The organism is Nostoc sp., assembly GCF_036917355.1.
In the GTDB taxonomy this organism is placed as follows: domain Bacteria; phylum Cyanobacteriota; class Cyanobacteriia; order Cyanobacteriales; family Nostocaceae; genus Nostoc.
Genome location: NZ_JBALDP010000109.1, coordinates 1 through 25,241, shown reverse-complemented (window position 1 = coordinate 25,241; position 25,241 = coordinate 1). Strand labels below are relative to the sequence as shown.

Annotated in this window: 27 protein-coding genes and 2 pseudogenes; 15 read left to right on the top strand and 14 right to left on the bottom strand. The window is 42.0% G+C overall.

All coding sequences use genetic code 11. The features are described 5' to 3' along the window. Positions 1–118: 118 nt before the first annotated feature. The 6 genes from V7K53_RS32325 to lgt all read right to left on the bottom strand — a co-directional run bounded on the left by V7K53_RS32325 (position 119) and on the right by lgt (position 4,691). The gene (locus tag V7K53_RS32325; protein ID WP_335201567.1) at positions 119–565 is read right to left on the bottom strand and encodes a hypothetical protein; all 447 of its coding nucleotides are present in this window, start codon (positions 563–565) and stop codon (positions 119–121) included. 136 nt (positions 566–701) lie between these two features. Further along, positions 702–1,796: a 23S rRNA (adenine(2503)-C(2))-methyltransferase RlmN gene (gene rlmN, locus V7K53_RS32320; RefSeq protein WP_335201565.1), complete on the bottom strand. Its 1,095-nt coding sequence runs from the start codon at positions 1,794–1,796 to the stop codon at positions 702–704. Between the two features lie 79 nt (positions 1,797–1,875). Next, positions 1,876–2,229, bottom strand: coding sequence for a phenylpyruvate tautomerase MIF-related protein (locus V7K53_RS32315; RefSeq protein ID WP_094349557.1), 354 nt, complete (start codon positions 2,227–2,229; stop codon positions 1,876–1,878). A 90-nt stretch (positions 2,230–2,319) separates the two neighbouring features. After that, the gene (locus V7K53_RS32310) at positions 2,320–2,757 is read right to left on the bottom strand and encodes a hypothetical protein (RefSeq protein WP_335201564.1); all 438 of its coding nucleotides are present in this window, start codon (positions 2,755–2,757) and stop codon (positions 2,320–2,322) included. A gap of 22 nt (positions 2,758–2,779) precedes the next feature. Continuing rightward, positions 2,780–3,598, bottom strand: coding sequence for a precorrin-4 C(11)-methyltransferase (gene cobM / locus V7K53_RS32305; RefSeq protein WP_335201563.1), 819 nt, complete (start codon positions 3,596–3,598; stop codon positions 2,780–2,782). 226 nt (positions 3,599–3,824) lie between these two features. Then, positions 3,825–4,691 carry a prolipoprotein diacylglyceryl transferase gene (gene lgt / locus V7K53_RS32300; protein WP_335201561.1) on the bottom strand — a complete coding sequence of 289 codons (867 nt, stop codon included), beginning with the start codon at positions 4,689–4,691 and terminating at the stop codon, positions 3,825–3,827. 295 nt (positions 4,692–4,986) lie between these two features. Between lgt and coaD the strand changes: the two genes are divergently transcribed. From coaD to V7K53_RS32285, 3 genes are all read left to right on the top strand, one after another. Next, positions 4,987–5,538, top strand: coding sequence for a pantetheine-phosphate adenylyltransferase (gene coaD, locus V7K53_RS32295; protein ID WP_335201560.1), 552 nt, complete (start codon positions 4,987–4,989; stop codon positions 5,536–5,538). Further along, on the top strand, positions 5,448–6,116 hold the full coding sequence (locus tag V7K53_RS32290; protein ID WP_335201559.1) for a DivIVA domain-containing protein: 669 nt from the start codon (positions 5,448–5,450) through the stop codon (positions 6,114–6,116). The genes coaD and V7K53_RS32290 overlap by 91 nt, the downstream gene beginning before the upstream one ends. 145 nt (positions 6,117–6,261) lie before the next feature. After that, positions 6,262–6,588: a Ycf66 family protein gene (locus V7K53_RS32285; RefSeq protein ID WP_335201558.1), complete on the top strand. Its 327-nt coding sequence runs from the start codon at positions 6,262–6,264 to the stop codon at positions 6,586–6,588. Positions 6,589–6,697: 109 nt separating this feature from the next. Here the strand turns inward: V7K53_RS32285 and V7K53_RS34175 are convergent. Then, a pseudogene (locus tag V7K53_RS34175) lies at positions 6,698–6,805 on the bottom strand (DUF6887 family protein); the annotation flags it as partial. 191 nt (positions 6,806–6,996) lie between these two features. Here V7K53_RS34175 and V7K53_RS32280 point away from each other — a divergent pair. After that, the gene (locus V7K53_RS32280; RefSeq protein ID WP_335201557.1) at positions 6,997–8,037 is read left to right on the top strand and encodes an FG-GAP repeat domain-containing protein; all 1,041 of its coding nucleotides are present in this window, start codon (positions 6,997–6,999) and stop codon (positions 8,035–8,037) included. 397 nt (positions 8,038–8,434) lie between these two features. Here V7K53_RS32280 and V7K53_RS32275 read toward each other — a convergent pair whose 3' ends face one another. From V7K53_RS32275 to cysS, 3 genes are all read right to left on the bottom strand, one after another. Continuing rightward, positions 8,435–9,781 (bottom strand): TldD/PmbA family protein, encoded by a 1,347-nt coding sequence (locus V7K53_RS32275; RefSeq protein ID WP_335201555.1) that lies wholly within the window; start codon positions 9,779–9,781, stop codon positions 8,435–8,437. Between the two features lie 246 nt (positions 9,782–10,027). Next, positions 10,028–11,467: a TldD/PmbA family protein gene (locus V7K53_RS32270; RefSeq protein WP_335201553.1), complete on the bottom strand. Its 1,440-nt coding sequence runs from the start codon at positions 11,465–11,467 to the stop codon at positions 10,028–10,030. 103 nt (positions 11,468–11,570) lie between these two features. Beyond that, positions 11,571–13,037, bottom strand: a complete 1,467-nt coding sequence (cysS, locus tag V7K53_RS32265) for a cysteine--tRNA ligase (RefSeq protein ID WP_335201552.1) — start codon at positions 13,035–13,037, stop codon at positions 11,571–11,573. A gap of 245 nt (positions 13,038–13,282) precedes the next feature. Between cysS and V7K53_RS32260 the strand changes: the two genes are divergently transcribed. The 5 genes from V7K53_RS32260 to V7K53_RS32240 all read left to right on the top strand — a co-directional run bounded on the left by V7K53_RS32260 (position 13,283) and on the right by V7K53_RS32240 (position 17,922). Continuing rightward, positions 13,283–14,395, top strand: a complete 1,113-nt coding sequence (locus tag V7K53_RS32260; protein WP_335201551.1) for a CobW family GTP-binding protein — start codon at positions 13,283–13,285, stop codon at positions 14,393–14,395. Positions 14,396–14,550: 155 nt separating this feature from the next. Next, positions 14,551–15,003, top strand: coding sequence for a D-aminoacyl-tRNA deacylase (dtd, locus tag V7K53_RS32255; protein WP_335201550.1), 453 nt, complete (start codon positions 14,551–14,553; stop codon positions 15,001–15,003). A 104-nt stretch (positions 15,004–15,107) separates the two neighbouring features. Continuing rightward, positions 15,108–15,449 carry a photosystem II reaction center protein Psb28 gene (gene psb28 / locus V7K53_RS32250; protein ID WP_194042354.1) on the top strand — a complete coding sequence of 114 codons (342 nt, stop codon included), beginning with the start codon at positions 15,108–15,110 and terminating at the stop codon, positions 15,447–15,449. Between the two features lie 45 nt (positions 15,450–15,494). Then, positions 15,495–16,040 carry a MogA/MoaB family molybdenum cofactor biosynthesis protein gene (locus tag V7K53_RS32245; RefSeq protein ID WP_442940523.1) on the top strand — a complete coding sequence of 182 codons (546 nt, stop codon included), beginning with the start codon at positions 15,495–15,497 and terminating at the stop codon, positions 16,038–16,040. Between the two features lie 130 nt (positions 16,041–16,170). Continuing rightward, complete coding sequence (locus V7K53_RS32240; protein ID WP_335201549.1) at positions 16,171–17,922, top strand: diguanylate cyclase; 1,752 nt, start codon at positions 16,171–16,173, stop codon at positions 17,920–17,922. Positions 17,923–18,060: 138 nt separating this feature from the next. On the opposite strand, the gene mraY is transcribed toward V7K53_RS32240, so the two are convergent. Further along, positions 18,061–19,164, bottom strand: a complete 1,104-nt coding sequence (gene mraY / locus V7K53_RS32235) for a phospho-N-acetylmuramoyl-pentapeptide-transferase (protein ID WP_335201548.1) — start codon at positions 19,162–19,164, stop codon at positions 18,061–18,063. Between the two features lie 79 nt (positions 19,165–19,243). Further along, positions 19,244–19,489, bottom strand: a complete 246-nt coding sequence (locus tag V7K53_RS32230; protein ID WP_335201547.1) for a DUF3134 domain-containing protein — start codon at positions 19,487–19,489, stop codon at positions 19,244–19,246. 244 nt (positions 19,490–19,733) lie between these two features. Between V7K53_RS32230 and V7K53_RS32225 the strand changes: the two genes are divergently transcribed. The 5 genes from V7K53_RS32225 to mdh all read left to right on the top strand — a co-directional run bounded on the left by V7K53_RS32225 (position 19,734) and on the right by mdh (position 23,320). Then, the gene (locus V7K53_RS32225; RefSeq protein ID WP_335201546.1) at positions 19,734–20,318 is read left to right on the top strand and encodes a PAP/fibrillin family protein; all 585 of its coding nucleotides are present in this window, start codon (positions 19,734–19,736) and stop codon (positions 20,316–20,318) included. A gap of 310 nt (positions 20,319–20,628) precedes the next feature. Continuing rightward, a complete protein-coding gene (locus tag V7K53_RS32220; RefSeq protein ID WP_094349537.1) occupies positions 20,629–20,844 on the top strand; it encodes a photosystem I reaction center subunit IV in 216 nt (71 codons plus the stop codon). 252 nt (positions 20,845–21,096) lie between these two features. Beyond that, positions 21,097–21,957 (top strand): DNA-formamidopyrimidine glycosylase, encoded by an 861-nt coding sequence (locus tag V7K53_RS32215; RefSeq protein WP_335201545.1) that lies wholly within the window; start codon positions 21,097–21,099, stop codon positions 21,955–21,957. Positions 21,958–22,043: 86 nt separating this feature from the next. Continuing rightward, positions 22,044–22,259 (top strand): NAD(P)H-quinone oxidoreductase subunit O, encoded by a 216-nt coding sequence (locus V7K53_RS32210; RefSeq protein WP_194042991.1) that lies wholly within the window; start codon positions 22,044–22,046, stop codon positions 22,257–22,259. A gap of 86 nt (positions 22,260–22,345) precedes the next feature. After that, a complete protein-coding gene (gene mdh / locus V7K53_RS32205) occupies positions 22,346–23,320 on the top strand; it encodes a malate dehydrogenase (RefSeq protein ID WP_335201544.1) in 975 nt (324 codons plus the stop codon). 141 nt (positions 23,321–23,461) lie between these two features. On the opposite strand, the gene V7K53_RS32200 is transcribed toward mdh, so the two are convergent. Both V7K53_RS32200 and V7K53_RS32195 read right to left on the bottom strand, forming a co-directional pair. Then, positions 23,462–23,794: a translation initiation factor gene (locus tag V7K53_RS32200; RefSeq protein ID WP_335201542.1), complete on the bottom strand. Its 333-nt coding sequence runs from the start codon at positions 23,792–23,794 to the stop codon at positions 23,462–23,464. A 90-nt stretch (positions 23,795–23,884) separates the two neighbouring features. Continuing rightward, positions 23,885–24,373: a hypothetical protein gene (locus V7K53_RS32195; protein WP_289795292.1), complete on the bottom strand. Its 489-nt coding sequence runs from the start codon at positions 24,371–24,373 to the stop codon at positions 23,885–23,887. Between the two features lie 338 nt (positions 24,374–24,711). On the opposite strand from V7K53_RS32195, the pseudogene V7K53_RS32190 reads away from it, so the two are divergent. Then, positions 24,712–25,152 (top strand): annotated as a pseudogene (locus tag V7K53_RS32190) (hypothetical protein); the annotation flags it as partial. Positions 25,153–25,241: the final 89 nt, after the last annotated feature.

The window sequence follows — 25,241 nt, the reverse complement described above, 5'->3', positions numbered from 1 at the left end:
CATCATCTTGTCAACAGCTTCTGAAGAAACGTGTTTAATAGTCTGAATCCCCCACTGATTGATTCTGACTCCTCAATTCTGACTTCTGAATTCTTCTTCAACAGAAATTCCGAACACTTCATAGGTTTCCTTTCTGCTGTCTGAGTTCTTGCTGTCGTATCTGTTCTTGTAATCTAAATTGTTGCTGTTGTCTAATTTGTTGATCTTGTCTGAGTTGTTGATCTTGTATTCTCAATTGTTGCTGTCGTGTAAATTGTTGCTGTTGTAGTCTTGTTTCTTGCTGTTGCAGTCTAAATTGTTGCTGGCGTATTAGTTCTTGCCGTTGTCGTGTAAAATCTTGCTGTAGTTGTTGTTGAAGGTTTTGGCGTAGCCATGTTTCTCTCAATTGCTCTTGTGTTTGCTGAGCTCGTTCCTCTTGTTGTTGTCTCATTCTTTCTTGAAAGGACTCAGGTTGCGGAGGAATCGGTCGAATTATTTGTCCATAAGCAGGAGAATTTATCGGCAAAGCTTCTGCAAGAACAATCACTAGCGGTAATAGTTTAAGCGTCAATGATCGATTCAACATAAGTTATTTGTTATCGGTTGGGTTGAGCGATCGCTTAACCTTAATATAACAATTTCTACTGCTGCCTTCTTGCAACAATTACAACTAACGCGCAGTCCGTAAGCAAAAGTAATTAAATTTACTGACTAAAATAGATTTAATTCTTACTTGCTCTTAGTTGTCCGCAAGCAGCATCGGCTTCTAAACCACGGGAATAACGGACACTAACAGCAGTATTTTGCTGCTTGAGAACGTTCACAAAAGCTTGAATGCGATCGCGATTAGGGCGTTTGTAGTCTACTTCTTGGATGGGGTTGTAGGGAATCAAATTCACATGACTTTGAAATCCTCGCATACATTTTGAAAGTTCCAATGCGTGTTCTGGTAAATCGTTAACACCAGCAAGGAGAACATATTCAAAAGTAACGCGGCGGCCAGTGATTTCTACATATTCTCGACATTCAGCCAGTAAATCTTCGAGAGGATAGGCGCGGGCGCTGGGAATGAGTTTTTCTCGTAGTGCTTGGTTGGGTGCGTGGAGACTCACAGCCAGAGTGATTTGCAAATTATTTTGTGCGAACTGACGGATGCGATCGCGAATCCCCACTGTAGAAACTGTAAGCGATCGCTGTCCAATACCAATATCTTGATTTAGAGATTTCAGGGCTGCTAGGACATTCTCAGTATTCAACAACGGTTCACCCAGTCCCATAAATACCACATTGCTAACCCGTTGCTGAAAATCTTCTTGCACAGTCAACACCTGATCGACAATTTCGTGTCGTGTTAGGTTGCGTTTGAAGCCTCCTTTACCAGTAGCGCAGAAATCACACGCCATTGGACAACCCACCTGAGTAGAGACGCAAACTGTCAAACGGGCTTTTGGGCCTTCTCCCCTTTCTGCGAAGGTGGGGATGCCTACAGTTTCAATAATCTGCCCGTCTGTTAATCGTAAAAGATATTTTACCGTACCATCGGGAGCCTCAGAGCGGTAATGTAAAATTGAGCGCCCTATGGGAACTTCTGCTACTTCTTTGCGCCATTGCTTGGAGAAGACAGAAATATCAGCTAGCGATCGCACCCCTTTGTCATAGATCCATTCATGCAGTTGCTTTCCTCTGTAAGCAGGTTGTCCCTGTTGCTGCACCCAAGTAGTTAACTCGGACAGAGAAGCGCCTAGAAGGGGAGGGATTAATTCTGATTTTTCTGGGTTGTGTGAGTCAACCTGAGATACAAGAGGCGTAGCAGACATAAAAAAATCACGAGTTGATGCTGGATCTCTATACTACACCTGCCAGATTAACTTAGTCTTGACCAAAGAAGATGGGGAATTAGCCAAAAGTTGTGCCGTTCCAGCCCCACATTGCCCCCTTAGCATCTGCAAACTCTATGTAAATGCGATTTTTCGGCACGCCTAGAGTTTGGTTAATCTGCTGGCAAAAGTCTTGACTCATTGCTGCGGTTTGATCTGGCTTCATCGTGCCAACGCTCTTAATTTCAATGTAGCAAACAGGGTCTGTATTCCCTGCAAAAGTCATAGGAATTCCCGGTTCAAAAGCAGTCATTACATAAGATTCTGGTTTTCCCAAATGTTTCGCTAACTTGGCTGAGAGGTTTAAAAGCATTGACTCAATTTCAGCTTTTTGAGGAGCAGATGCAGAAGTTTGCACTTTAATTAAAGGCATAGTACCGAATTGGAATTTTGGATTTATTACACTGTTAAGTTTATCGAAAAGTAGAGTACAGTTTAATATTCTAAAAGTTTTTGGTTTTTGCTAATAAAAATTTAAGGGTATTTTTTCCCTAGTTGCAGCTTTTTTCATACTACTGCCAACAACGCTAACCTTAAAAGTTATACCTGACTTTTTAGGCAACCATCCTATTTCCATAGCTTGTTTTATCCATAACGCTACATCTTTTGGTGTTACTGCGGTTATTTCATACCTTGGCTCAATTCTCCAAGCCCGAACCTCTCCTAATTCTTGAAGTTGTATTGGCACGAGTTCGCTATTAATGAGGCTGTACCCCTGTGGATGAAGCCTATCAGTAATAATCACTAATACTGAGCCAGGATCAGTAGCATGTTCTACAGCAACATGTAGATATCCATCAGCATAGTCTGCTTGTACGTTGGTAGGTTGTCTTCGGATTAGCCAGATGAATGGTTCTCCATTAACTATTATTTTTCTTGTACCTTTTTTCGGTATTGACATCTCTGTTGCTATATTTCTTGGACTACTCTGAGCGAAATAGATGACTATGTTCAGGATGATATAAACGCGATCGCCCTGTTGTTGTCGAGAGTGCTGGACTGATTATATACAGTGTGGTGCGAATTAGTTTTTCTTGATGAGTGCAGTCTGCCATTTGATTCAGGGGAACAACCCTGATTTTTTCATCAGGCCATCCAATGCGAAAGCAAATCGCAATCAGGGTTTCGGCTGGATAGTGTTCGAGTAGTTTAGCTTGAGCATTTTCGACGTGACGCGCACTTAAATATAGGCAGAGGCTAGCCTGATGTGCTGCAAGAGTGGCTAATTCTTCGGCGGCGGGGACTTCTGTACGTCCGCTGATGCGTGTCAAAATAATTGTTTGGACTAAACCAGGAACAGTTAGTTCTATTTTGAGTTTGGCAGCAGCGGCTTGAAAGGCGCTGATACCAGGTATGACTTCAAAAGGAATATCTGCCTCTGTGAGGAGGTGCATTTGCTCGTGGATGGCGCTGTAGAGACTAGGATCGCCAGAATGGAGACGGACTAGAGATTTGTGTTGCGATCGCACTCTATCGATCATAATCGCCAAAATTTCTTCTAAGGTCTGATTCGCAGTCCTAATTATCTCGGCATCTTTTCGGCAAAGTTCTAAAATTTCTTCGGGTACTAAAGAATCAGCAAATAAAATTACATCAGCAACAGCCAGTAATTTTTGCGCCTTCACCGTTAATAAGTCAGGATCTCCAGGACCTGCTCCGACAATATACACAGATGGTTCTACAGCATATAGTGTTTTTTTATAGCTTAGGTTTTCTGTATATTCACTCTTAGAAGAACACACGGCAATCCCTCAAAAAATTTTTTGGCATTTTCTCAGTATCTTTCCGGATTTACCCTCTTTCCCTAGTAGAGAGTAATGGTAGATGCACCCTGGTTAAGCCCTAGAGAATACTCTGGGGCATTTTTTATTTTTTAGTCATTGGGAATTGAGCACTTGTACTGAGTTTCGACTGCGCTCAACTACCGCGTAGTCGAAGTATTGGGCATAGTTCTTCTCCTTCTCCCCCTCATCCCCCATTTCCCTTAGCAGTAGGAACTACATCAGGTAAAGGGCGTTTGAGTAAGTAAAGCCAAGCTAATCCAACTAATCCCAATAAAATTCCTAGACTACTAACTACTTGTGCCATTCGTAATGGTCCCAGCATCAAGCTATCAGTGCGAAAGCCTTCAATCCATAAGCGTCCTAAGCTGTAGGCTGGCCAGTAAATTAGAAATAGTGTACCTACCTTCAGGCGTGGCTTACCGGATAAAGACCGGAAAAACAACGTTATTAGTAGCGTAAACACCATTAAATCCCACAGAGATTCGTAGAGGAAGGTGGGATGAAAGTAATCGAAACTAACATAGTCTAAAGGACGATGGTCTTGTGGAATATACAGCTTCCAGGGTAAATTAGTAGGATCGCCAAAAGCTTCAGAATTAAAGAAATTGCCCCAACGCCCGATCGCCTGCCCTAAAATCAGCGAAGGTGCTACTAAATCTGCCAGTTGCCAAAAAGAAACCTGCTTGATTTTGGCAAAGATTAACGCAGCCACAACGCCACCAAGAATCGCTCCATGAATGGCAATACCTCCTTCCCAGATCGCAAAGATTTTTCCTGGAGTTGGGGCGTATTTTGACCATTCAAAAAAAACGTAATAGAGTCGTGCGCCAGGAATTGCCCCAATCAACAACCAAAAGAACAAATCACCTAGCAACTCAGGATTAACGTTACGGCGCTTTGCCAAATTCTGGGAAAGGATAACGCCAATTAACACTGCTGTGGCAATCAACAAGCCGTACCAACGAATACTTAGTGGCCCTATTTTCACCAGAATCGGTCCTGGAGAAGTAAATTGAAACGCCAAGGGCAAAGTGGGAAAATCCAGTGGCATGAAAAATTACCTAGAAAAGTTCGTTAACTACCCGCGCACTTTGCTAAGTACGGAGTTTCTTGTGTCTCGAATACTGTAACTACACTTAAATCTTCCACAACATTGTGGAGACGTAGGTAAAAATCCAGTATTCATATTTAGGAGTCTAGTTCCTAACGCTTAGTTGAGCATAACTTGTGCCACTAAAACAATTGAGTTTACCATCCTTACCGAGAGCGCAAGATGGTAGATTTGAGTAAGTTACACAAAATAGTTTCGATATAATCACCTAAACAACTTTGATATATTTAAAATTGTGATTGCTATTTATCCTGGTAGCTTCGACCCCATTACCTTGGGACACCTCGATCTTATCCAGCGCGGTAGTCGGCTGTTTGAGCGGGTGATTGTCGCTGTACTACGGAACCCTAACAAAATGCCACTTTTTAGTGTGGAGCAACGGCTAGATCAGATCCGTCTTTCTACAGAACATCTACCTAATGTAAAAGTAGACAGCTTTGATGGTCTTACCGTCAATTATGCTCAAATGCAACAAGCACAAGTTTTGATCCGGGGTTTACGGGCTGTGTCAGATTTTGAAGTGGAACTGCAAATGGCTCACACCAACAAAACTCTTTCTACCCAAATAGAAACAGTTTTTCTCGCAACCTCAAATGAGTATAGTTTTTTAAGTAGTAGTGTGGTAAAAGAGATTGCAAGGTTTGGTGGCTCTATCGATCATCTCGTTCCCCCACACATTGCCCTAGATATATACCAATGCTACAATCAGAAATCTCCAATGTTGAACCCAATCTCAACGGAAGCAATCCCCCCTCTCAAAAATATCTCGGTGGAGAGGGAAGCATAGATATTCAGCAGGAACTCAACCGTCTAGAGGAAATGGTTCTCTCTAGTCTCAGGATTCCGCTGACGGGACGCACACTCATAGATGAAGAAAAGCTGCTAGATCAGCTTGATTACATCCGGCTGGCTTTGCCGTCGCTTTTTCAAGAAGCAGCAGCAGTTCTCGACCAAAAGGACGAAATTCTGCTAGAAGCGGAAGAGTATGGGCAGCAGGTTGTTGAGGCTGCACAAGCAAAAAGAGCGCAAATTTTAGCTGAAAGCGATATTATTCACCAGGCAGAACAGGAAGCTGAACGACTGCGGCGACAAGTGCAACAAGAGTGTGAGGGAATAATGCAAGAAACCCTCGCCGAGATTGACCGCAAGCGGTATGCTTGTCAGCAAGAGTTAGAGCTGATGCGACAAAATGCGATCGCTCAAGCTCAAGAAATTGAAGATGGTGCTGATGCTTATGCTGATGGCATTTTGGGAAATATCGAGCAGGATCTCAAAGATATGTTGCGAATTATCACCAACGGACGGCAACAATTGCAAATTGATAACCTCACCCAGCGCAATTCACCTCCAGGTAAGAAAAAATAAAGGTTCTAACGAGAGATGAGGAAAAATTACCGATTGGGTTTCGCTATTGCTTAACCCAACAATTTTCATTAATGAATAATTTTAGGGAATCTACCTACTAATAAATTTTAAATTTTAGCTTGGAATTAAGCAGGATTTTTAATAAATGCTTACTTTTGCTCAAGTTAATTTTGGATTAAATATAGCTGGTTTAATTGGAATTATTTATTTGCTTTGGGCAATTATTTACTTGATTTTAACAGTAGCTTGGCTATCCCAACGTGGAACTAGGCTTAGAGTTTGGGCTTTAGCCCTTTACATTATCCAACTTATATTTACGCCAACTATAATGTTGTTAAGTGGAGCAATCTTGTATTATCAAGATTGGCGTTTAGATCCAATTCTTCAATTTGAACAATTTTTATTGTTGCTATTAATTCTTTACTTGAGCATCAAAGATATTGTAATTAATGCAGTTTACAGAGATAGATGATTTTAGTATTGAGAGAATTTAATTAATAATATTGGTATTGAAAAATTATACAAATAGGTACTGGGTAATGGGAAAAGTACCTAATCTCCAATATGCTTCACTGCGGTTGCTATTGATTAATTCGCTTTTGCAATTTGGCTTTAATTTCTTCGTCTGTGGTACAAATCATTTTTGGACAGTATTCTAATCTATCCATGAGAATGTGGAAAGCTTCTACATCTTTGGGATGCTAGCAAACTCAGTCCCGTAACTCTTCATCAGTAATCGCTTGGTAGTTAGAAGCTGACATAAAAATATTACGGTGTAAAGGTTTGTAAATGATTAGCGTAGTTTCTGGAACTAAAACTGAATCTTAAATAGGTACGTAGTTTTACTACGCGCAATATTATTGCTTAAAGGAGCATTATAATGAGCACTTTCGGTTCGTTGTTTGTAGCTCAGGACAATAATTTTACTGTAGTAGATGGCGGATGGACTAGCTTTGACCTATATCCGCGTCAGATTGGTGATATCAACGGCGATGGTCGTGATGATATTGTCGGCTTTGGAAATAGTGATGTCTACGTCGCTCTAGGTCAAAGCAATGGCACTTTCGGTCCGATATTTGTCGCTCAAAGCGATAATTTTTCTGTGGTTGATGGCGGATGGACTAGCTTTAACCAATATCCGCGTCAGATTGGTGATGTCAACGGCGATGGTCGTGATGATATTGTCGGTTTTGGAAATAGCGATGTCTACGTCTCTCTAGGTAGAAGCAATGGCACTTTTGGTCCGATATTTGTCGCTCAAAGCGATAATTTTTCTGCGGTTGATGGCGGATGGACTAGCTTTAACCAATATCCGCGTCAGCTTGGTGATGTCAACGGCGATGGTCGCGATGATATTGTCGGTTTTGGAAATAGTGATGTCTACGTCGCTCTAGGTCAAAGTGATGGCACTTTCGGTTCGATATTTGTCGCTCAGGACAATAATTTTACTGTAGTAGATGGCGGATGGACTAGCTTTGACCTATATCCACGTCAGCTTGGTGATGTCAACGGCGATGGTCGTGATGATATCGTCGGTTTTGGAAATAGTGATGTCTACGTCGCTCTAGGTCAAAGTGATGGCACTTTCGGTTCGATATTTGTCGCTCAAAGCGATAATTTTACTGTGGTTGATGGCGGATGGACTAGCTTTAATCAATATCCGCGTCAGCTTGCTGATATCAACGGCGATGGTCTTGATGATATTGTCGGCTTTGGAAATAATGATGTCTACGCCGCTCTAGGTCAAACCAATGGTACTTTCGGTCCGATATTTGTCGCTCAAAGCGATAATTTTACTGTGGTTGATGGTGGATGGACTAGCTTTAACCAATATCCGCGTCAACTCGGCGATATCAATGGCGATGGTCGCAATGATATTGTTGGTTTTGGAAATGCTGATGTCTACGTCGCTCTAGCTTAATAGTTTGTTTGTGATTAGCTAGCTCCAATGTCACCTCCCTATTAGAGGATGTTTGTAAAGTCTAATTTATTACTAGCATTAGTGATTATGAGTCGTGCGCCAGTTGTTCATGGGGAAACCCCCCTTATCTACGGGACGCTACGCGAATGTTTGTGTAGTAGCGATTTCTATCCGCGCAATACTTTTCAAACATCCTCTGAGGGTAAATTTATAGGTTCTATCGCTCCCCTGAACCTAAAGTGACTTACGTTATTAAATACCAAGTTGAAAAACTGTAAAACTCTTTCTCTATAAGAATAACAGGTTTAAAAAAGCATGGATTTAATACTAGGAACTATAAAGGAAGCGATAGAGCCGATTTCTATCTGTTGGCTTTGAATTTCCTATCAGCAGATGATTACAAAGTATATGTAAAATCTTCTACCAGCATACCGGGAACTAAACTACCTCCTAGCTGGCGACTGTCATAAGTACCTACTTCAGGAATGAATTCTTGAAAAGTAGTCAAATCTATTAGATTTTCTCCCCAGAACCGATAGAGACTTTCATCAAAACGTAAGTTTTCAATTGGTGCGATAATTTCTCCATTTTCTACCCAAAAACAAGCATAACGAGTCATACCTGTGATTCTACCAGTGTGGCGATCGCTCCAATTCAAGTAATGCAAATTTGATACATATAATCCTGTATCTAAACTCGGAAGAATCTGCTCAAATACTAAATTTCCCGGACTCACTTCTGGCGCTCGTAAAGTCTCTGAACCATTAGCGCCGTTGGCAATTTTTTGATATTCTTTAGCAGTTCGAGAATTCACCAGAGTATTTACCAAATATCCTTTTTCTATTACGGGTAACTCCGGTACTGCCATTTCTCCCAATTCATTAAATCGCGGCACTAATCCCCGCTGAAAATTTTCTTTTAAACTAAATCTTAGAGAAAGTTGTTTTTCTTGACGCGATAAAGCAGCTAAAGCACTGTTCCCTTGTTGGATATCAGCTTCGCTTACCGCTCCCCAAGAAAGCATTAATAATAAATCTGCAACAGCAGCAGGTGCAAAATAAGTTTTGTACTGTCCCCGTGGCAGTTCTTTAGTTGGGTGAGCAAGCAATTCTAGTTGTTTTTTAGCTTCGCTAATTTTGGCTATATATTTAGATTCATTCCAATCACTCCCGGCAAACGTACCCTTAACTGCTTGTCCAGATGGGGAAAATAAAGAATAATCCAAGGTAAAAGAATCAGTCGCAAACCAGTGTTTTTGACCGCTAGAATCACCATAAGCTTTAATTACTACTCCCCCTGCATATATCCCTGTAAAATCCAATTCAGCAACTAGTTCTAGTACCGTTGGGACTACTGCCTCAGCCGCCAATAAATTTCCAGAATGTATTTCTCGACTGATATTATTTGCTGATGGCAAAACTAGATATGGATCGACGGGTAGTAGAATAAGTTCGTCACGTAGTTCTTGCAAAGCGGTATATGCTAACTGCCAGTCTACTTCCCAATTTCCAGTAAAGGGAAACTGCCGAACGCTGTTGCGCTGATTTTGCATCAAAGTCAGTTCTATCCAACCATCAGCAACACAACCAGTTTGTCGCACTTTAGCATGATTAAAACGAGTAAATTGACTGATTTCACTGCTGAGTCTCACAGTGAATTGCTCATCTTCTGCTTTTTTAATCAGCAAACTTTCAATCAGTCGATTAAAGCTGACTTCTAACGCAGATAATTCCTCAATTTTCATGGATATTAAATATTAATAGGGAATAGAGAGAGGGAGAAAGTTAGGAGTTAGGAGTTAGGAGTTAAAAGAATTTTTATAAGTAGCTAGGCGTAAATAAATTAAAGTTTGTAGTAAGGACTTTAGTCCTGATAATCCTTTTTTGAGTGATGAATCGCTCACTACAAGCTAGGATTTTATTTAATGTTTAATTATGCCTATTTACTTAATTCAAAACTCATAACTACCAACTTATAACTATTGTATTTTTCAAGTTCCTCCACCAAAAACTTCGACATTAGCAAATACACAGACAGGTGAACCGTGTCCTACCCAAATGGCCTGATTTGGTTCTCCTTTACCACAATAAGGAGTACCATACATTTGCCAACTTGTGGCATCTCCTACTTTAATTAAACTATGCCAAAACTCTGGTGTTGTGGCGCGGTAGTTGGGATTACGGAGGGTTTTGGTGAGTTTGCCATTTTCAATTAATTTAGCGTACTCACAACCAAATTGGAATTTGTAGCGGCGATCGTCAATTGACCAAGAACGGTTAGATTCCATGTAAACGCCGTGCTCTATCCCGCCAATAATGTCTTCAAAAGTGCCGTTTAAAGGCTCTAAATTCAAGTTACCCATGCGATCGATCGCTGGTCGATTCCATGAGGAAGCACGGGCACAGGCAACTCCTGCTACACCTGCTCTGGCTTGACTCTCTAGACTGCCTAAACCCCGTTGCAGTACACCTTTTTTAACCAAATACTCCCGCGTCGCTACAGCACCAGTATCATCAAAGCCGTAGCTAGAAAATTCACCAGGCACGGTGGGATCAAAGGTAATGTTCATCAAGGGCGAACCATATACTAGGTTGCCAAAATCGCTTTTATTAACAAAGCTGCCCCCAGCATAGTTACGCTCATCTCCCAAAATTCGGTCAATTTCTAGGGGATGCCCAACACTTTCATGGATTTGCAGCATCATTTGATCTGGAGCTAAAACTAAATTGGTACGGGTGGTTGGGCATTCTTCTGCTGTCAAAAGTTCTATTGCTTGTTCGCCTATTTGCTGCACCCGATGCCATAAATTTTCTTGTTTTAATAGTTCGAGTCCGCCTTGGTAACAGTTTGCTTGCGAGCCGTTGTTGCTACGCTGTTGTACAACTGCTCCATCTTGGGCAGTGGCTCCGTAATTAGTGCCTATAGATAGTATTTTTTGATAGACTTCTGAGCCGTTACTGCTAACAAACCAAGATTCTCTCTCGATTGTGCTGGCACTAGCTATGGTTTGCACAATTTTGTCGTCAACTTTGAGCGTTTGGCAAATACGAACTAGCAAATCGTTGATTTCCCCTGGACTCAGAGAATCCAATGGCTCAAGAAATGGAGATTTATATTCACCAACAACTTTAGGGCGCTCACTTTCACGGAAGGGATGTATCCACCATTCACTGGCTGCTAGTGCCTGGTTATAGGCTGTTTGAGCAGCAGTTTGCAGGGAAGACAGTTCTAGAGAATTAGTAGCTGCATAACCCAGACAGCCATTCACCAAAACTTCCAGCATGGCTCCCACGGTGAAGGATTTGCCATTTAGTTGGGGTAAGGCGTCACGGACTGAACGGGTAGTAGAAGTCTCCTTTACAGCTCTAATACCAATCCAATCAGCGGGTATATCGAAACTAGCGATCGCTTTTTTGAGTTCAGACCACATAAAGAATGGGGAATGGGGAATGGGGAATGGGGAATGGGGAATGGGGAATGGGGAATGGTACAAAGGAGAGGAATTTATCTCCTACTCCCACTCTCCACTCTCCCTAATTCCGGTGCCAGCGCGTGCCATCACGACTATCAATTAGCGTAATACCTTGTGCTTGAAGTTCGTCACGAATGCGATCGCTTTCGGCAAAATTCTTGCCTTTACGTGCTTCTTGCCTTTGCTGAATCTTCACTTCAATTTCTGCATCGCTTAAACCACTATTCGTGTGAGTTTCTGTTTCTATCTTGGCTTCTAAACCTAAAACTCCAGCTAATGTGACGAGAGTTTGCCATTGCCGCTGTAATTCATTTGGTGATGTTTCTGTTTTCCCTTCATGCACAAGAATATTTCCTTCACGGCGCAGTTCTTTGGCTAATTCAAACAGCACTGTTAACCCACCAGGAAAATTAAAGTCATTATTCACAGTTTCCTGAAAGCGTTCAACAGTTTCAGCTAGCAGTGAAGCTGTTCCCACTCCCCAGCCTAGTTGTTTACCGTATTGGTAGCCGAAGAGTAAACCTTCTTTAATGGTGTGCCAACCGTTGGTTGCTGCGGCGATCGCTTCGTCGGTAAAATCTATGGGTGTGCGATATTGAGCGGTCAACACGAATAACCGCACTGCCATCGGGTCAACTCCTCGATCTAGCAATTCTCTAATAGTGATAAAGTTGCCCAAAGATTTGGACATTTTTTCACCATCTACCTTCACCATACCGTTATGTAACCAGTAACGCGCTAAGGGTTTTCCCGTCACAGCTTCAGATTGGGCAATTTCGTTTTCGTGATGGGGAAAAATTAAGTCAGCACCACCAGCATGAATATCGATGGTATCACCCAGGCGATCGCGCACCATTGCCGAGCATTCAATGTGCCACCCCGGACGACCTGCGCCCCAAGGTGATTCCCAAGCGGGTTCTCCCGGTTTTGCTGCCTTCCATAAAGCAAAATCGAAGGGGTCTTTCTTTTTCTGGTACTCTGGATCTTCTATGTTGACGCGTTGGCGTAGCCCGCCGTAGGCATCGCTTTTCCCGGCTTGCATATCTTCTAACTTACGTCCTGAAAGCTTGCCATACTCAGCAAACTGCCGTACTGCATAATACACATCACCGTCAGCAGGGTAAGCAAAACCTTTATTTTCCAACTCATGAATTAACCGCTGAATGCCATTCATCGTGTGGGTAGCACGGGGATACTCATCAGCTTCTTTGATTCCCAATCGCGCCATATCCTCAAAATATGCTTTGATAAAGCGATCGGCTACGGCTTCCATCGATGAATGTTCAGCACAGGCTCGATTGAGAATCTTGTCATCAATATCAGTAAAATTTTGGATATATCGGACTTCATAGCCGATAAACTGGAGGTATCTGCGGATTACATCCCAAACAATGCAAGCTCTAGCATGACCCAAATGGCAGTAGTCGTATACCGTCACGCCGCAGTAATACATCTTAACCTTGCCTGCTTCGACTGTTTCAAACGGTTCTTGACGACGGGTGAGGGTATTGTAAAGGGTTAGGGTCATAACAGAGTAATGCTGAAATAAGAAGATACGTAATAATAGGGTAAAGCAGCTGGGATGACAGTCCAGCATCCCTATGCTAGTACGTCACGGCGGAAATCAACATACTATTGGACAAAATCTCGAAAGCCCAGAAATCAAGGGTTTCGACTTTTGACTTTTGACTTTTGACTTCCGCATAGCGGCGCTAGTGTTTTCTGGACTATCTGCGCTACATTACTATTTTTTGACTATTTGATAACAGCGCTATGCAATCAGCAGTTACACCCGAATCTTCGGCAATGGATACGCCCAAACAAGGAATGCCAGTAACAATTATTACGGGTTTCCTCGGTAGCGGCAAGACGACTTTACTCAATCATATCCTCAACAACCAACAGGGTTTGAAAACCGCTGTTCTCGTGAATGAATTTGGCGAAATTGGCATCGACAACGAGCTAATTGTTTCCACTGGTGAGAACATGGTGGAGCTAAATAATGGTTGTATCTGCTGCACTATTAATAATGATTTAGTAGATGCAGTTTACAAAGTTTTAGAACGCCAAGAAAATCTAGATTATCTAGTAGTGGAAACAACTGGATTAGCAGATCCGCTACCAGTAGCTCTAACATTTCTGGGCACAGAATTGCGGGATTTAACTCGCTTAGATTCGATTATTACCGTGGTAGACGCGGCTAATTACAGCCTAGATTTATTTAACTCGGAAGCAGCATACAGCCAAATTGCCTATGGTGATGTAATTGTGCTGAACAAGGCAGATTTAGTTGATGAAGCCACTTTGAACGAGTTAGAAAGAAAAATTAACGAAGTCAAGGAAGGAGCAAGAATAATCCGCGCGACGCGATCGCAAGTGCCACTTCCTTTGATTCTCAGTGTTGGTCTGTTTGAGTCGGATAAATATTTTGACACAGTGGTGGATGAACACGATCATCACGCTCATGAACATCACGATCATCATGATGAGCATGACCACTCAACATGCGGTCACGATCATCACGACCATGACCATCACGATCATCACCATCATTCTGACCATTTAGAAAATGATGGTTTTACTTCCATCTCTTTCCAAAGTGACAAGCCTTTTTCTATTAGGAAGTTTCAGTATTTCTTAGATAACCAGCTACCTTCAAATATCTTCCGAGCCAAGGGGATTATGTGGTTTGATGAAAGTCCGAAGCGTCATATTTTCCACCTTTGTGGTAAACGCTTCACCTTAGATGATGATGAATGGAAAGGTCAACTGAAAAACCAGTTAGTACTGATTGGTCAAAATTTGGATCGTGAGGCTTTAATTTCTCAACTCGAAAAATGCATTTGTCTACCTTCAACCTCTCGCGGTAAAGGCTTTGGCAAATAAAAGTTAGAAGTTAGAAACTTACTACTCGTTCCCAGGTTCCATCTGGGAATGCATTCTCAATGGCTCCGCCATCAATTTTGAACAATGGAAAATCGTTGTTTTTAGTTTTTATATATTGCTCTAAAATCAAAACGTTGATAAATGTTCTGATTAAAATGCGCGTTGTTATCCAGCGAGTCAAATCATCTCAAGTTACAGTTAATGGTGAAATTATCAGCAAAATTGGGCAGGGGCTAAATTTGCTTGTAGGTATAGCCAATACCGATACTGATGCTGAAATCGACTGGATGGTTCGTAAATGCTTAGAATTACGGCTGTTTCCTGACGAAGAAGGAGACGACCGATGGCAAAAATCTATACAAGAGATTGGCGGCGATTTGTTAGTTGTCAGTCAGTTCACACTTTATGGTGACTGTCGCAAAGGTCGCCGTCCTTCTTTTGACCGTTCATCTGCTCCCCAATCGGCAGAAGATTTGTATAATCGTTTTGTTATCAAGTTAAGAGCTAGCGGGTTGCAGGTAGAAACAGGTAAGTTTGGTGCAATGATGCAAGTTACGATTGAAAACGACGGCCCCGTAACTTTATTACTTGAAAAAGAAGCGATTTAAGTACATACACCATAAAACTGAATCACAGTAGCTTCTAGACCGTGGTGTTCTAATTGATGAGAGAATATTAAATTAACCATCATCAAAGTTTAAATTCATTCATCATGGCGAAAATCCAGTTTTCTAGAGGTCTTGACGAAGAGGTAACTCCAGATGTGCGCTTGACGCGATCGCGTACTGGGGATAGTGGTACAGCGACCTTTATTTTTACGAATCCGAAAATTTTAGATCAAGGTACTACCGAAGATATTACCGGAATGTACTTGATTGACGAAGAAGGCGAGATAATTACCCGTGAAGTTAAAGCCAAATTTATTAACGGGAAACCGGAAGAATTAGAAGCACTTTATGTAATGAAATCTGCCCAAGAATGGGAGCGCTTTATGCGCTTCATGGAGCGGTATGCTGAAGAAAACGATCTGGGACTGAGTAAAAATGAGGCATAGGGCATAGGGCATCGGGCATCGGTAACTGTCAATGCGCCATTTACCATGCCCAATTATCCATTATTAAAAGTTCATGAGTTACATATAATGCCACAACCCCATCCAGACTCGCCTGGAATTTTAGTAACTTGTGCTGTGGTTACTGTCAGCGATACACGCACTTTGGAAACAGACAAAAGTGGCCAGCTAATTCAGCAATTACTCCTTGGTGCTAACCATACTGTAGGAGCCTACACGATTATTAAAGATGAACCAACACAAATTCAAGGGCAGATAGAAAATTTAGGTAAAAGCGCAAATTTGGATGCTGTAATTTTCAATGGTGGTACAGGTATTGCACCAAGAGATACCACTTACGACGCCATTGAGAAGTTACTGGAGAAAACTTTGCCGGGATTTGGTGAATTATTTCGTTTTTTAAGTTATCAAGAAATTGGTTCGCGGGCGATCGCTTCTCGCGCTGTTGCTGGTGTTTATCAAGATAAATTAATCTTCTCGCTTCCTGGTTCTAGTAATGCTGTGCGACTGGCGATGAAAAAACTGATTTTACCCGAACTCACTCACTTGGTAAGTCAGGTTTGCAAGGGGTGAAACGAGCAACTTTTCAGAAAACTACCATAAAATTCAGTTATGAAGCACTGAAATCATCCTTTATCCACTTACATATTGAGACTATCCAGAATTATAGTCAAACGGATGAAATATTAATATCAGATCAGTAATGGAACCTATTTACTGGAATTGCATAATTGCTCATAGCATTACTGCATTTTCATACTTTGGTATCCCCATAATAATAGGGGTTTTCTTTGCCAAAACTAAGGCAACTATCCCTTCTAAGTTTTGGCTAGCCTTTTTCTTATCAGGTGGATTCGTACTATTTTGCGGATTTGACCACTTTTTGGCGATCTTTGAGCCATATATGGCAGTGTCCCTGCTGCACTTAGGCATACTTGATGTAATGGCGTTTATTTCCTTGTCTGCCTTAATCTACCTAATGCCAACCGCTTATCAAATTGTAGAGGCGATCGCCAGATATCAAGAAGATACCCGCGAACTACAACGCAGCCAGCAGATGCAACAGCTATTCCTAGATCAGGGGCCATTTGCAGCATATATCAAAGATGAGCAATCTAGAGTGCTTTACTACAACCAGGAAATACAGTCTAGATTTTCTGTAAATTCACAAGAATGGTTGGGAAAAACTGATAGTGAATTCTTGCCAGATCCAGAAGAGGGGCGGCAGGTTATGGAGAACGATCGAGTTGTTTTGAAGACTCTACGTCCCTTGAAGCTGATTGAAGAGGTAAAAGTATCTGGTAACAATCAGCCGTGCTATTGGCTATCGTTTAAGTTTCCGTTCAGCGATTACGCAACGGGCGCTTACCGTATTGGGGGAATCAGTATTGATATTACAGAATCTATAGAAGCACAACGATCGCTCACTGATTTAAATCGGCAACTAGAAGAAAAAACACTGGAATTGGAAGCAAAAAAACGAGAACTTATATATCTCTCAGATATGGCGGAGATGCTTTATTCCTGCGAGTCTGAAGATGAGGTGTATCAAGTAGTTGCTTTAACGTGTTCCAAGCTATTTCCGAATATGAGTGGTTCTATTTATATAATTGCTAATTCTAAAAATTATGTTCAGATGAATAGTTTTTGGGGAGGTGAAAGAAGGAGTAAAGAAATATTTTCACTATCTGATTGTTGGGCTTTACGGAGAGGAAAATTAAATCTTTTATCGCCTCGTAATTCAGGACTAATGTGCAGTCACTTAATACAACCTGTTAGCGGCACACATTTGTGTGTTCCATTGTTTGCACAAGGCGAAATAGTTGGCAGTTTACACCTCAACGCCCTTGAAGAAATCAGTCCAGAAGATCGACAAACTTCTGAGATTATTGCTAGAACATTAGGCATTGCAATGAATAATCTATCGATCAAACAACGTCTAACCCATGAAAACTTGCGGGATGGGATGACCCAACTATTCAATCAAAGCTATATGGAAAGCATAACGGAACAAAGGCTAGCAGAAGCTGAACGATCGGGACAACCTCTTAGTATGATTTTTCTTGATATCGATAACTTCAAGTCTTACAACTCGCGTTATGGACATGTGACTGCCAATATTGTTCTCCAGGGATTAGCAAAGTTACTTTTAAAATCTATTCGATCCTTTGACATTGCTTGCAGATGGGGTGGTGAAGAATTTGTGATTGTGATGCCTAATATGACACTGGAAACGCTCAGAAAGCGAGTAGAACAATTAAGGGTAGATATTGAACAAATGCAATTGAAGGATGGCGATCGTCTCCTCGAAAGCATCACCGCTTCTTTTGGAATAGCTGTATCAGAACCAGGGATTACGGTTAAAGATTTTCTAAATCGGGCGAATCAAGCGATGCTTGAGGCAAAGCGAACAGGGAAGAATCGAGTTAGGGAGTATATAAATGCCTATAATTGAAGAATAAAGAATTCAGAAGACCGCAAACGGTCAAACAATTTTAGATTGACTCCATGACTTTATAAATTTATCCTATAAAAAAACAACTCCCTGAAGATGTGGGAGTTGTTTTTTATATTCAAGCAGTTTTTAAAACATTCAGAATGGAGCGATCGCTAAACAGATGGTAGCCAAAATCGCTGCGATTATATAAAACACTCCAACAACTTGTAATTCTGACCAGCCAGTAAGTTCTAAATGATGGTGTAAGGGTGCCATTTTAAAGAGACGTTTGCCTTTGCCATCGGGGCCCTTCGTGGCTTTGTAATAACTTACCTGTGCCATCACCGAAAGGGTTTCTACGAAGAAGATACCACTGAGAATAAACAGACCTACTAAGGTGTTTGTTAATAGTGCTACAGCAGCTAAAGCTCCTCCCAGTGCCAGAGAACCAGTATCTCCCATGAAAACGCGGGCTGGGTTGCGATTATGGGCTAAGAAACCTAAACACCCGCCACTTAAAGCAGCACAGAAAACCATCAATCCTGGTACTGTTGGTGCGACTAAAGCACCTAATGCCAAAAGTGCGATCGCTACTGTTCCTGCTGCCAAGCCATCAATACCATCTGTTAAATTAGTCGCATTGCTTTCTGCAACTAGTACAAAACCTGCTAAAGGCCAAAATAGGAATCCTAATGGTAGTGTGAAGCCCACCCAAGGCAAAGCAATATTTGTAATATTAGAAGGTTGATTAAACATCAGCCATAGACAAAATACAGCCGCAAAACTCACCTGCAAAGCTAGTTTTGTGCGGGGAGATATACCTTTATTTGATTTCCGGCGCAGAATTTGCCAATCGTCGAGCCAGCCAATCAATCCATAGCTGATTGTCAAAGCCGAAACTGCAAGCACCTCTTTAGAAAAGTTAGACAATATGCAGGCAAGCAGCACAGATACAGGTATAAAAAATATACCGCCCATTGTGGGAGTGCCTGCTTTTTTGAGATGAGCTTGAGGCCCATCTTCGCGAATTATTTGTCCAGTTTTAAGTGCTTGAAGTAAAGGTATTACCCAATAGCCCACTACACCTGAACCCAACGCACACAACAGTAGTGGCAGAGTTAGCGACATACTTTGCCACGGTAGCCGATTGGCCATCGAATCCAAGAAAAATGCTGTTGTACCTAACCCTACGGCTAATAAAGAGGCTAGAGCGATTCCAGAAATGTTTAATCCTTGCTCAGGAGATAATTTAGCGTCCACAGAAGTTTCCCTTCACTCCACACTTATAAAATTGAATACTAGTAACTAGGGATACTACCAAGTCCCTAGCCTGAAAAGGCTAATTCTCAGCGATTCCTATATCATCATCATCGTCATCATCATCGAGGTCGTAGCCAATTCCATCATCTACACCCATTAGGGAGTCTATTCCTTCTTCGTCAGCTTGAAAATCCGGTTCGTGAACGTCACGGGCGATGATGCGACCGTTGTTTTGTAACCAGTCCAACAAAGAGGACTCTGGCTTTAGGGGGATGACATCGGCTCTTTGGTTACGAGCTACTTCACGTAATGGAGAGTTCAACATATCGAGTCAGGGCAAGAAAAGGTTTACGTAAGTTGACATTTAGAGTCTATCACTTGGCACGGATTAATTTAGTTATCTTTTCAACCCTTTAGTTGATAAATCCGCATTCAGATAGAAATTTTTTTATTTAATAAGCATAAGGCTTAAGTCAAGCGATTCTTAGTAATTTTTATGGCTCTACATATATGTCATTAATATCTTGTTTATGCTGATGGAAAGTGAGTGATTTTTGAGGTTACAGGCAATGATGGGAAAAGCGGCTCTTATGGATGCGATCGCTGGTACAAATCGCGGTCTACTGGCGACCGAAGAACAGAAACAAGCTATCTTAGTAGCGATCGCCAATTTAGAAGACTTTAATCCTACACCCCGTCCAGTGGAAGCTAGTAATTTGCTAGATGGCAATTGGCGATTACTATACACCAATAGCAAGGCTCTTTTAAACTTAGATCGTCTACCCTTATGTAAACTGGGTCAAATCTATCAGTATATCCGGGTAGATACTACCAGTGTTTACAACATAGCTGAGATTTATGGCTTACCTTATTTAGAAGGATTAGTCAGCGTTGCTGCTAAATTTGAGCCAGTTTCAGGTCGGCGTGTCCAAGTGAAATTTGAGCGTTCTATTATCGGCTTACAACGTTTAATAGAATACAATTCTCCGGTAACTTTTATCCAACAAATTGAAGAAGGTAGAAAATTTCCCGGAATTGATGTTGCCATAAACAGTGACAAACAGCAAGGCTGGTTAGATATCACTTATATAGATAACGACCTACGGATCGGCAGAGGTAATGAGGGAAGTGTGTTTGTCTTAACTAAAACATAAGCTGCTTTGCACAAATAACCTTTTGCGAACGAAGGTACGCTATAACGTGTACCTTGTCAAGTGGGATCTAATACCTTTTGCAATTTTGGATGTGCTATGGAGTCGGGAGTGAAGAAGGGAATAGGGTACAGGTTACAGGGTACAGATTATTCCCTATCACCTTTCACCTGTAACCTCTCCCCTAATCCAATGCCCACTTCCCAATTCAGACAAATAACTTAACAAAGACTCTTGCTGCGACCTTGAGGTTGTAGAGTGAAATCAATTAGCCCTCTAGATTGGCGATTGATAACTAAAAGGGAAAATAATCATGGTTCAACGTGGTTCTAAAGTACGTATTCTCCGCCCTGAATCCTACTGGTTTCAGGATCTAGGAACTGTGGCTTCCATCGACCAAAGCGGCATCAAATACCCTGTAATTGTCCGCTTTGAAAAGGTCAATTACTCTGGTATCAATACCAACAACTTTGCCCAGGATGAATTAGTCGAGGTTGAAGCACCAAAGGCTAAAGCACCGAAAAAATAGCAGCAAAGCTACAAGGGGGTTGTTTGATGCGATGATGAAGGGTAGTCTTAAGTCTGAAGTATGAAATCTGAAAATTTCAGTTCATTCATTCTTTGTCCTAGCCTACCCTAATCTAAGAGAGCCGCCCTGCGGGTATTTACGGTTTCTTTTGGGTAGTAATACGAGCCATCTACGGCTATGTAAGTTACTACCCCATCTCTTTTCCCCCGATCCCTCAAAATAAATCACAATTGCCTGCTTAACTCAGCTTGAATGCCCGAACTGCCTGAAGTTGAAACAGTCCGAAGGGGTCTAAATCAATTGACCCTCAACCAAGAAATCACGGGTGGAGATGTGTTGCTCGATCGCACCATCGCCTACCCGTTTTCTGTTGGTGAGTTTGTTAATGGAATTGAAAAAAATGCGATCGCTACTTGGCATCGTCGCGGTAAATATCTCCTCGCCGAACTCTCCTCGTCTTCCGGCTGGCTAGGGGTTCATTTGCGAATGACTGGTCAACTATTATGGCTAGATAGACATGAACCATTACATAAGCACACGCGGGTTAGATTATTCTTTGGGGATCGGCAGGAATTACGTTTTGTCGACCAGCGAACCTTCGGTAAAATATGGTGGGTTCCGCCTGGTGTTGCTGTAGAAAGTATTATCACTGGTTTGGCAAAACTGGCAGCAGATCCATTTTCACCCGAATTTACTATTGAATATCTAGCAAGCAAACTCCAAAACCGCCGCCGTCCAATTAAGACTGCGCTACTAGATCAATCGGTGGTGGCGGGATTAGGTAACATCTATGCTGATGAAGCATTATTTAAGAGTGGGATTTTACCTGAAACCTTGTGTATAGATTTGCAGATCAAGCAAATTGAACGTTTGCGAACAGCGATAATTCAGGTGTTAGAAACCAGCATTGAGGCTGGTGGTACGACATTTAGTAATTTCTTAAATGTTAAAGGTACTAACGGCAATTATGGTGGTGTAGCCTGGGTTTATAACCGCGCTGGAGAACCCTGTCGAGTTTGTGGTACATCAATTCAACGGATCAGGTTAGCTGGGCGATCTAGTCATTTTTGCTCCGAGTGTCAAACTTTACGGGGAGTCATGAGACGCGATTAATCGCGTCTTTACAAGAGTTAGGAGTTATAACTCGGAACTCTTTTAAAATGCAGGTGAAAGACGTTACAAATTTGAGAGAGGAACTCATGGCAGTCAAAAAAGGAGATATGGTTCGCGCTGTGCGCGAAAAACTAGAGAACAGTCTGGAGGCTAAAGCCAGTGATGCTCGCTTTCCTTCTTATTTGTTTGAAACCAAGGGCGAAATTGTCGATATCAAAGGTGATTACGCCCTGATTAAGTTTGGGAAAGTGCCAACACCTAATATTTGGTTACGTGTGGATCAACTCGAAGAGTTTAAATAAGTAAAAAGAATTCAGGAGTCAGAATTCAGAATTTAGCATTTATTCTGACTTCTGAATTCTTGTTGAGAAAAATCGCATCTTAATTTATGTCTTCTTTCCCTAACTCCTCAATTGTCTGTAATTTACCCCGTGTCACTATCGTCGGTGCGGGTAGGGTTGGCAGTACTTTAGCTCAACGCGTTGCAGAGAAAAACCTGGCAGATGTCGTTTTACTAGATATTATTGCGGGAATGCCTCAAGGTTTGGCGCTGGATTTGATGGAAGCTAGGGGAATTGAAATACATAATCGCCAGATTGTTGGCACAAATAATTATGCTGATACATCTGGTTCCCAAATCGTGGTAATTACCGCCGGATTTCCCCGCAAACCAGGCATGAGTCGAGATGATTTGCTGAAAATTAATGCCAAGATTGTCGTAGAAGCGGCAAAAAATGCGATCGCTCATTCTCCCAATGCTATTTTTATTGTTGTCACCAACCCGTTGGATGTGATGACTTATTTAGCTTGGCAAGCAACAGGTTTACCACGCGATCGCATTATGGGTATGGCTGGCGTGTTAGATTCCGCCCGTTTTGAAACCTTCATTGCCCTAGAATTGGGCGTTTTACCTGCTGATGTCAAAGCAATGGTATTGGGTAGCCACGGCGATTTAATGGTTCCCTTGTCTCGTTATGCTACCGTTAACGGCATTCCCATCACTGAATTGCTGGATGCAGCCACAATTGAACGTTTGGTAGAAAGAACTCGGAACGGTGGCGCAGAAATTGTGGAATTGATGCATACGGGAGGTGCTTTTTTTGCTCCGGCGTCGGCTACTAGTGTGATGATAGAATCGATTTTATTAAATCAGTCGCGGTTGTTGCCTGTGGCGGCGTATCTGCAAGGTGAATACGGTTTAGAAGATGTTGTAATTGGTGTTCCCTGTCGGTTGGGATGCGGTGGAATTGAGAGTGTTTTGGAATTGACGCTGACTGATAAAGAAAGAGAGGGTTTGCATATTTCGGCTCGATCTGTGCGTCAAAATATTGAGCGATCGCAGGAAATAATTCGTAATTCGTAATTCGTAATTCGTAATTCGTAATTTTTAATTTATATAAATAGTAGCCAAAATAAAAAGCAGTAGGTTCTAATCCCACTGCCTTATTTGTTATTCCAAAATTCATCACCCTATGAAAACCAATATCACCAGATTGGTTTTGCGTTAGCGGCGAGAATCCTGATCTGCGGGGTCGCCGTAGGGGTCTTCGCTGGCTGGGCGGACATCACCAAACTCCCCAGTATCTGCGGGGTCGCCGTAAGGGTCTTCACTAGCTGGGCGAACATTGCCGTAAGACGATATATCTGCGGGATCGCCGTAGGGGTCTTCACTAGCTGGGCGGACATCGCCGTAAGATGTCGGGTCTGCGGGATCGCCGTAGGGATCTTCGCTGGCTGGACGTACATTGCGATCGCGGAATTCGGCATCTTGATCGGCTTGATCGCTGTTTGATCCCAAAAGTAAGTCTTTCGCCTTTCGGAAAAATTCATTTACCATAATCTGTCTCCTGATTTAAGTTCGTGTTTCCGACGGGCGCGATCGGCGTTATCCTCCAGGAAACCCGCTTTATACACACGCTTCGCCGATCTAGAGTGCTGGAGCTGCGGATGAAGTTATACCAGTTAGATCGCGACCTGTAGCACTCCGGTTATAACCTTGGAATTCCCGATACTTTTGTGCTTCAGATTCTGGTACTCGAATTCCTTCTGATGGTGGCGTTACCCAGTGAGCGCGATGTTCAGCATCACGGTAATATACACGCCCGTTCTTGGAAAGATAGTATTTACCTTGCGCTCCTTCTTGGGGAGCATTCTTATGCTGGTTGTACATATAGTAAAGTGCCGCAGCTCCAGCCAAAAGTGCCACTTTTTGCCCCGTACCCAATCCTTTCTTAACTTCGGTTTGGTTTGTGCGATCGCTCACTGTTCTACCAATGGTGTCATCTACTGGTGGTGGAACATTAGCCTTTTGGGAACCGCCTCCGCAACTACTCAGCAAGGGCACCATTAACAATGCCGAAAGCAGCACTGCAAATAGACGCGAAACTATTTTACGTTCTTTATATATTGTGTTCATTGGATTTCGTTCTCACCTGTATTTGCTAAAAGCCTTGCTGTTGCAAAAACAAAGTTGGAATTCCTGTTATTTCGCTTGGAATTGAAAAAACATATACCACTCAATTTACAACTGCACAGCTACAGCGTTTCTCTTTCATATTCGTGGATTTTCTCAAGTATTCCATCCAGCCTTTGAGAGAAATCGTATTCATCCCAAGGAAATATATTTTTGATTTTTGATAAGTTTATTTAACTGAAACGTCGAAATCTTCAGCAATTTCTCGGTTATTTTTTCTGCATAAATAACTTAGAAAGATACAGTTACTATGATGCTTTTTGTCAAAAAGTAAACTTAATATGACATCAAAAAATACTAGCACTCGTCTTCTTTTGGCTTTGTGGGATTTGGGAGGAATCCAGCAGGAAGTTAAGAAGGGTCAACTCACTAAGCGAATTGTATCCAAAAGCCAGAAGGTAGCAGATTATCAGGGCATATTCGAGGAATTACAGAAGCAGGGTGCGATCGCAATTTCCAAAAAGGGATATTCTCTCACATCTCCCAAGGGTTTAGAGGTATTGGGTGAGGGTTTGAGAAGTGGCGATTTTAAGTTTGAAGAGACAACTGTTAGCACTTGGGTGGCGAATGCGTTAGTGAAGTGGATTAGTCAGATAGATGTTGCGGTAGTTGGTGCAGATGTACCAGTTAATGGGAAGGGTGCGTTAGCGAAGCTTTCCGAAGGAATCGCTTCTTACGATGAGTTTAAATTTGTGGCGTTGGAAGTCTACGACAAGCTTAACGGGACTTAGACAAAAATTAAGCCCAAATAAAGCCCAAACTAGCTTTATGAGCAGCAAATACGTCACGGTTGAAGGTCAACCAGTCAAAA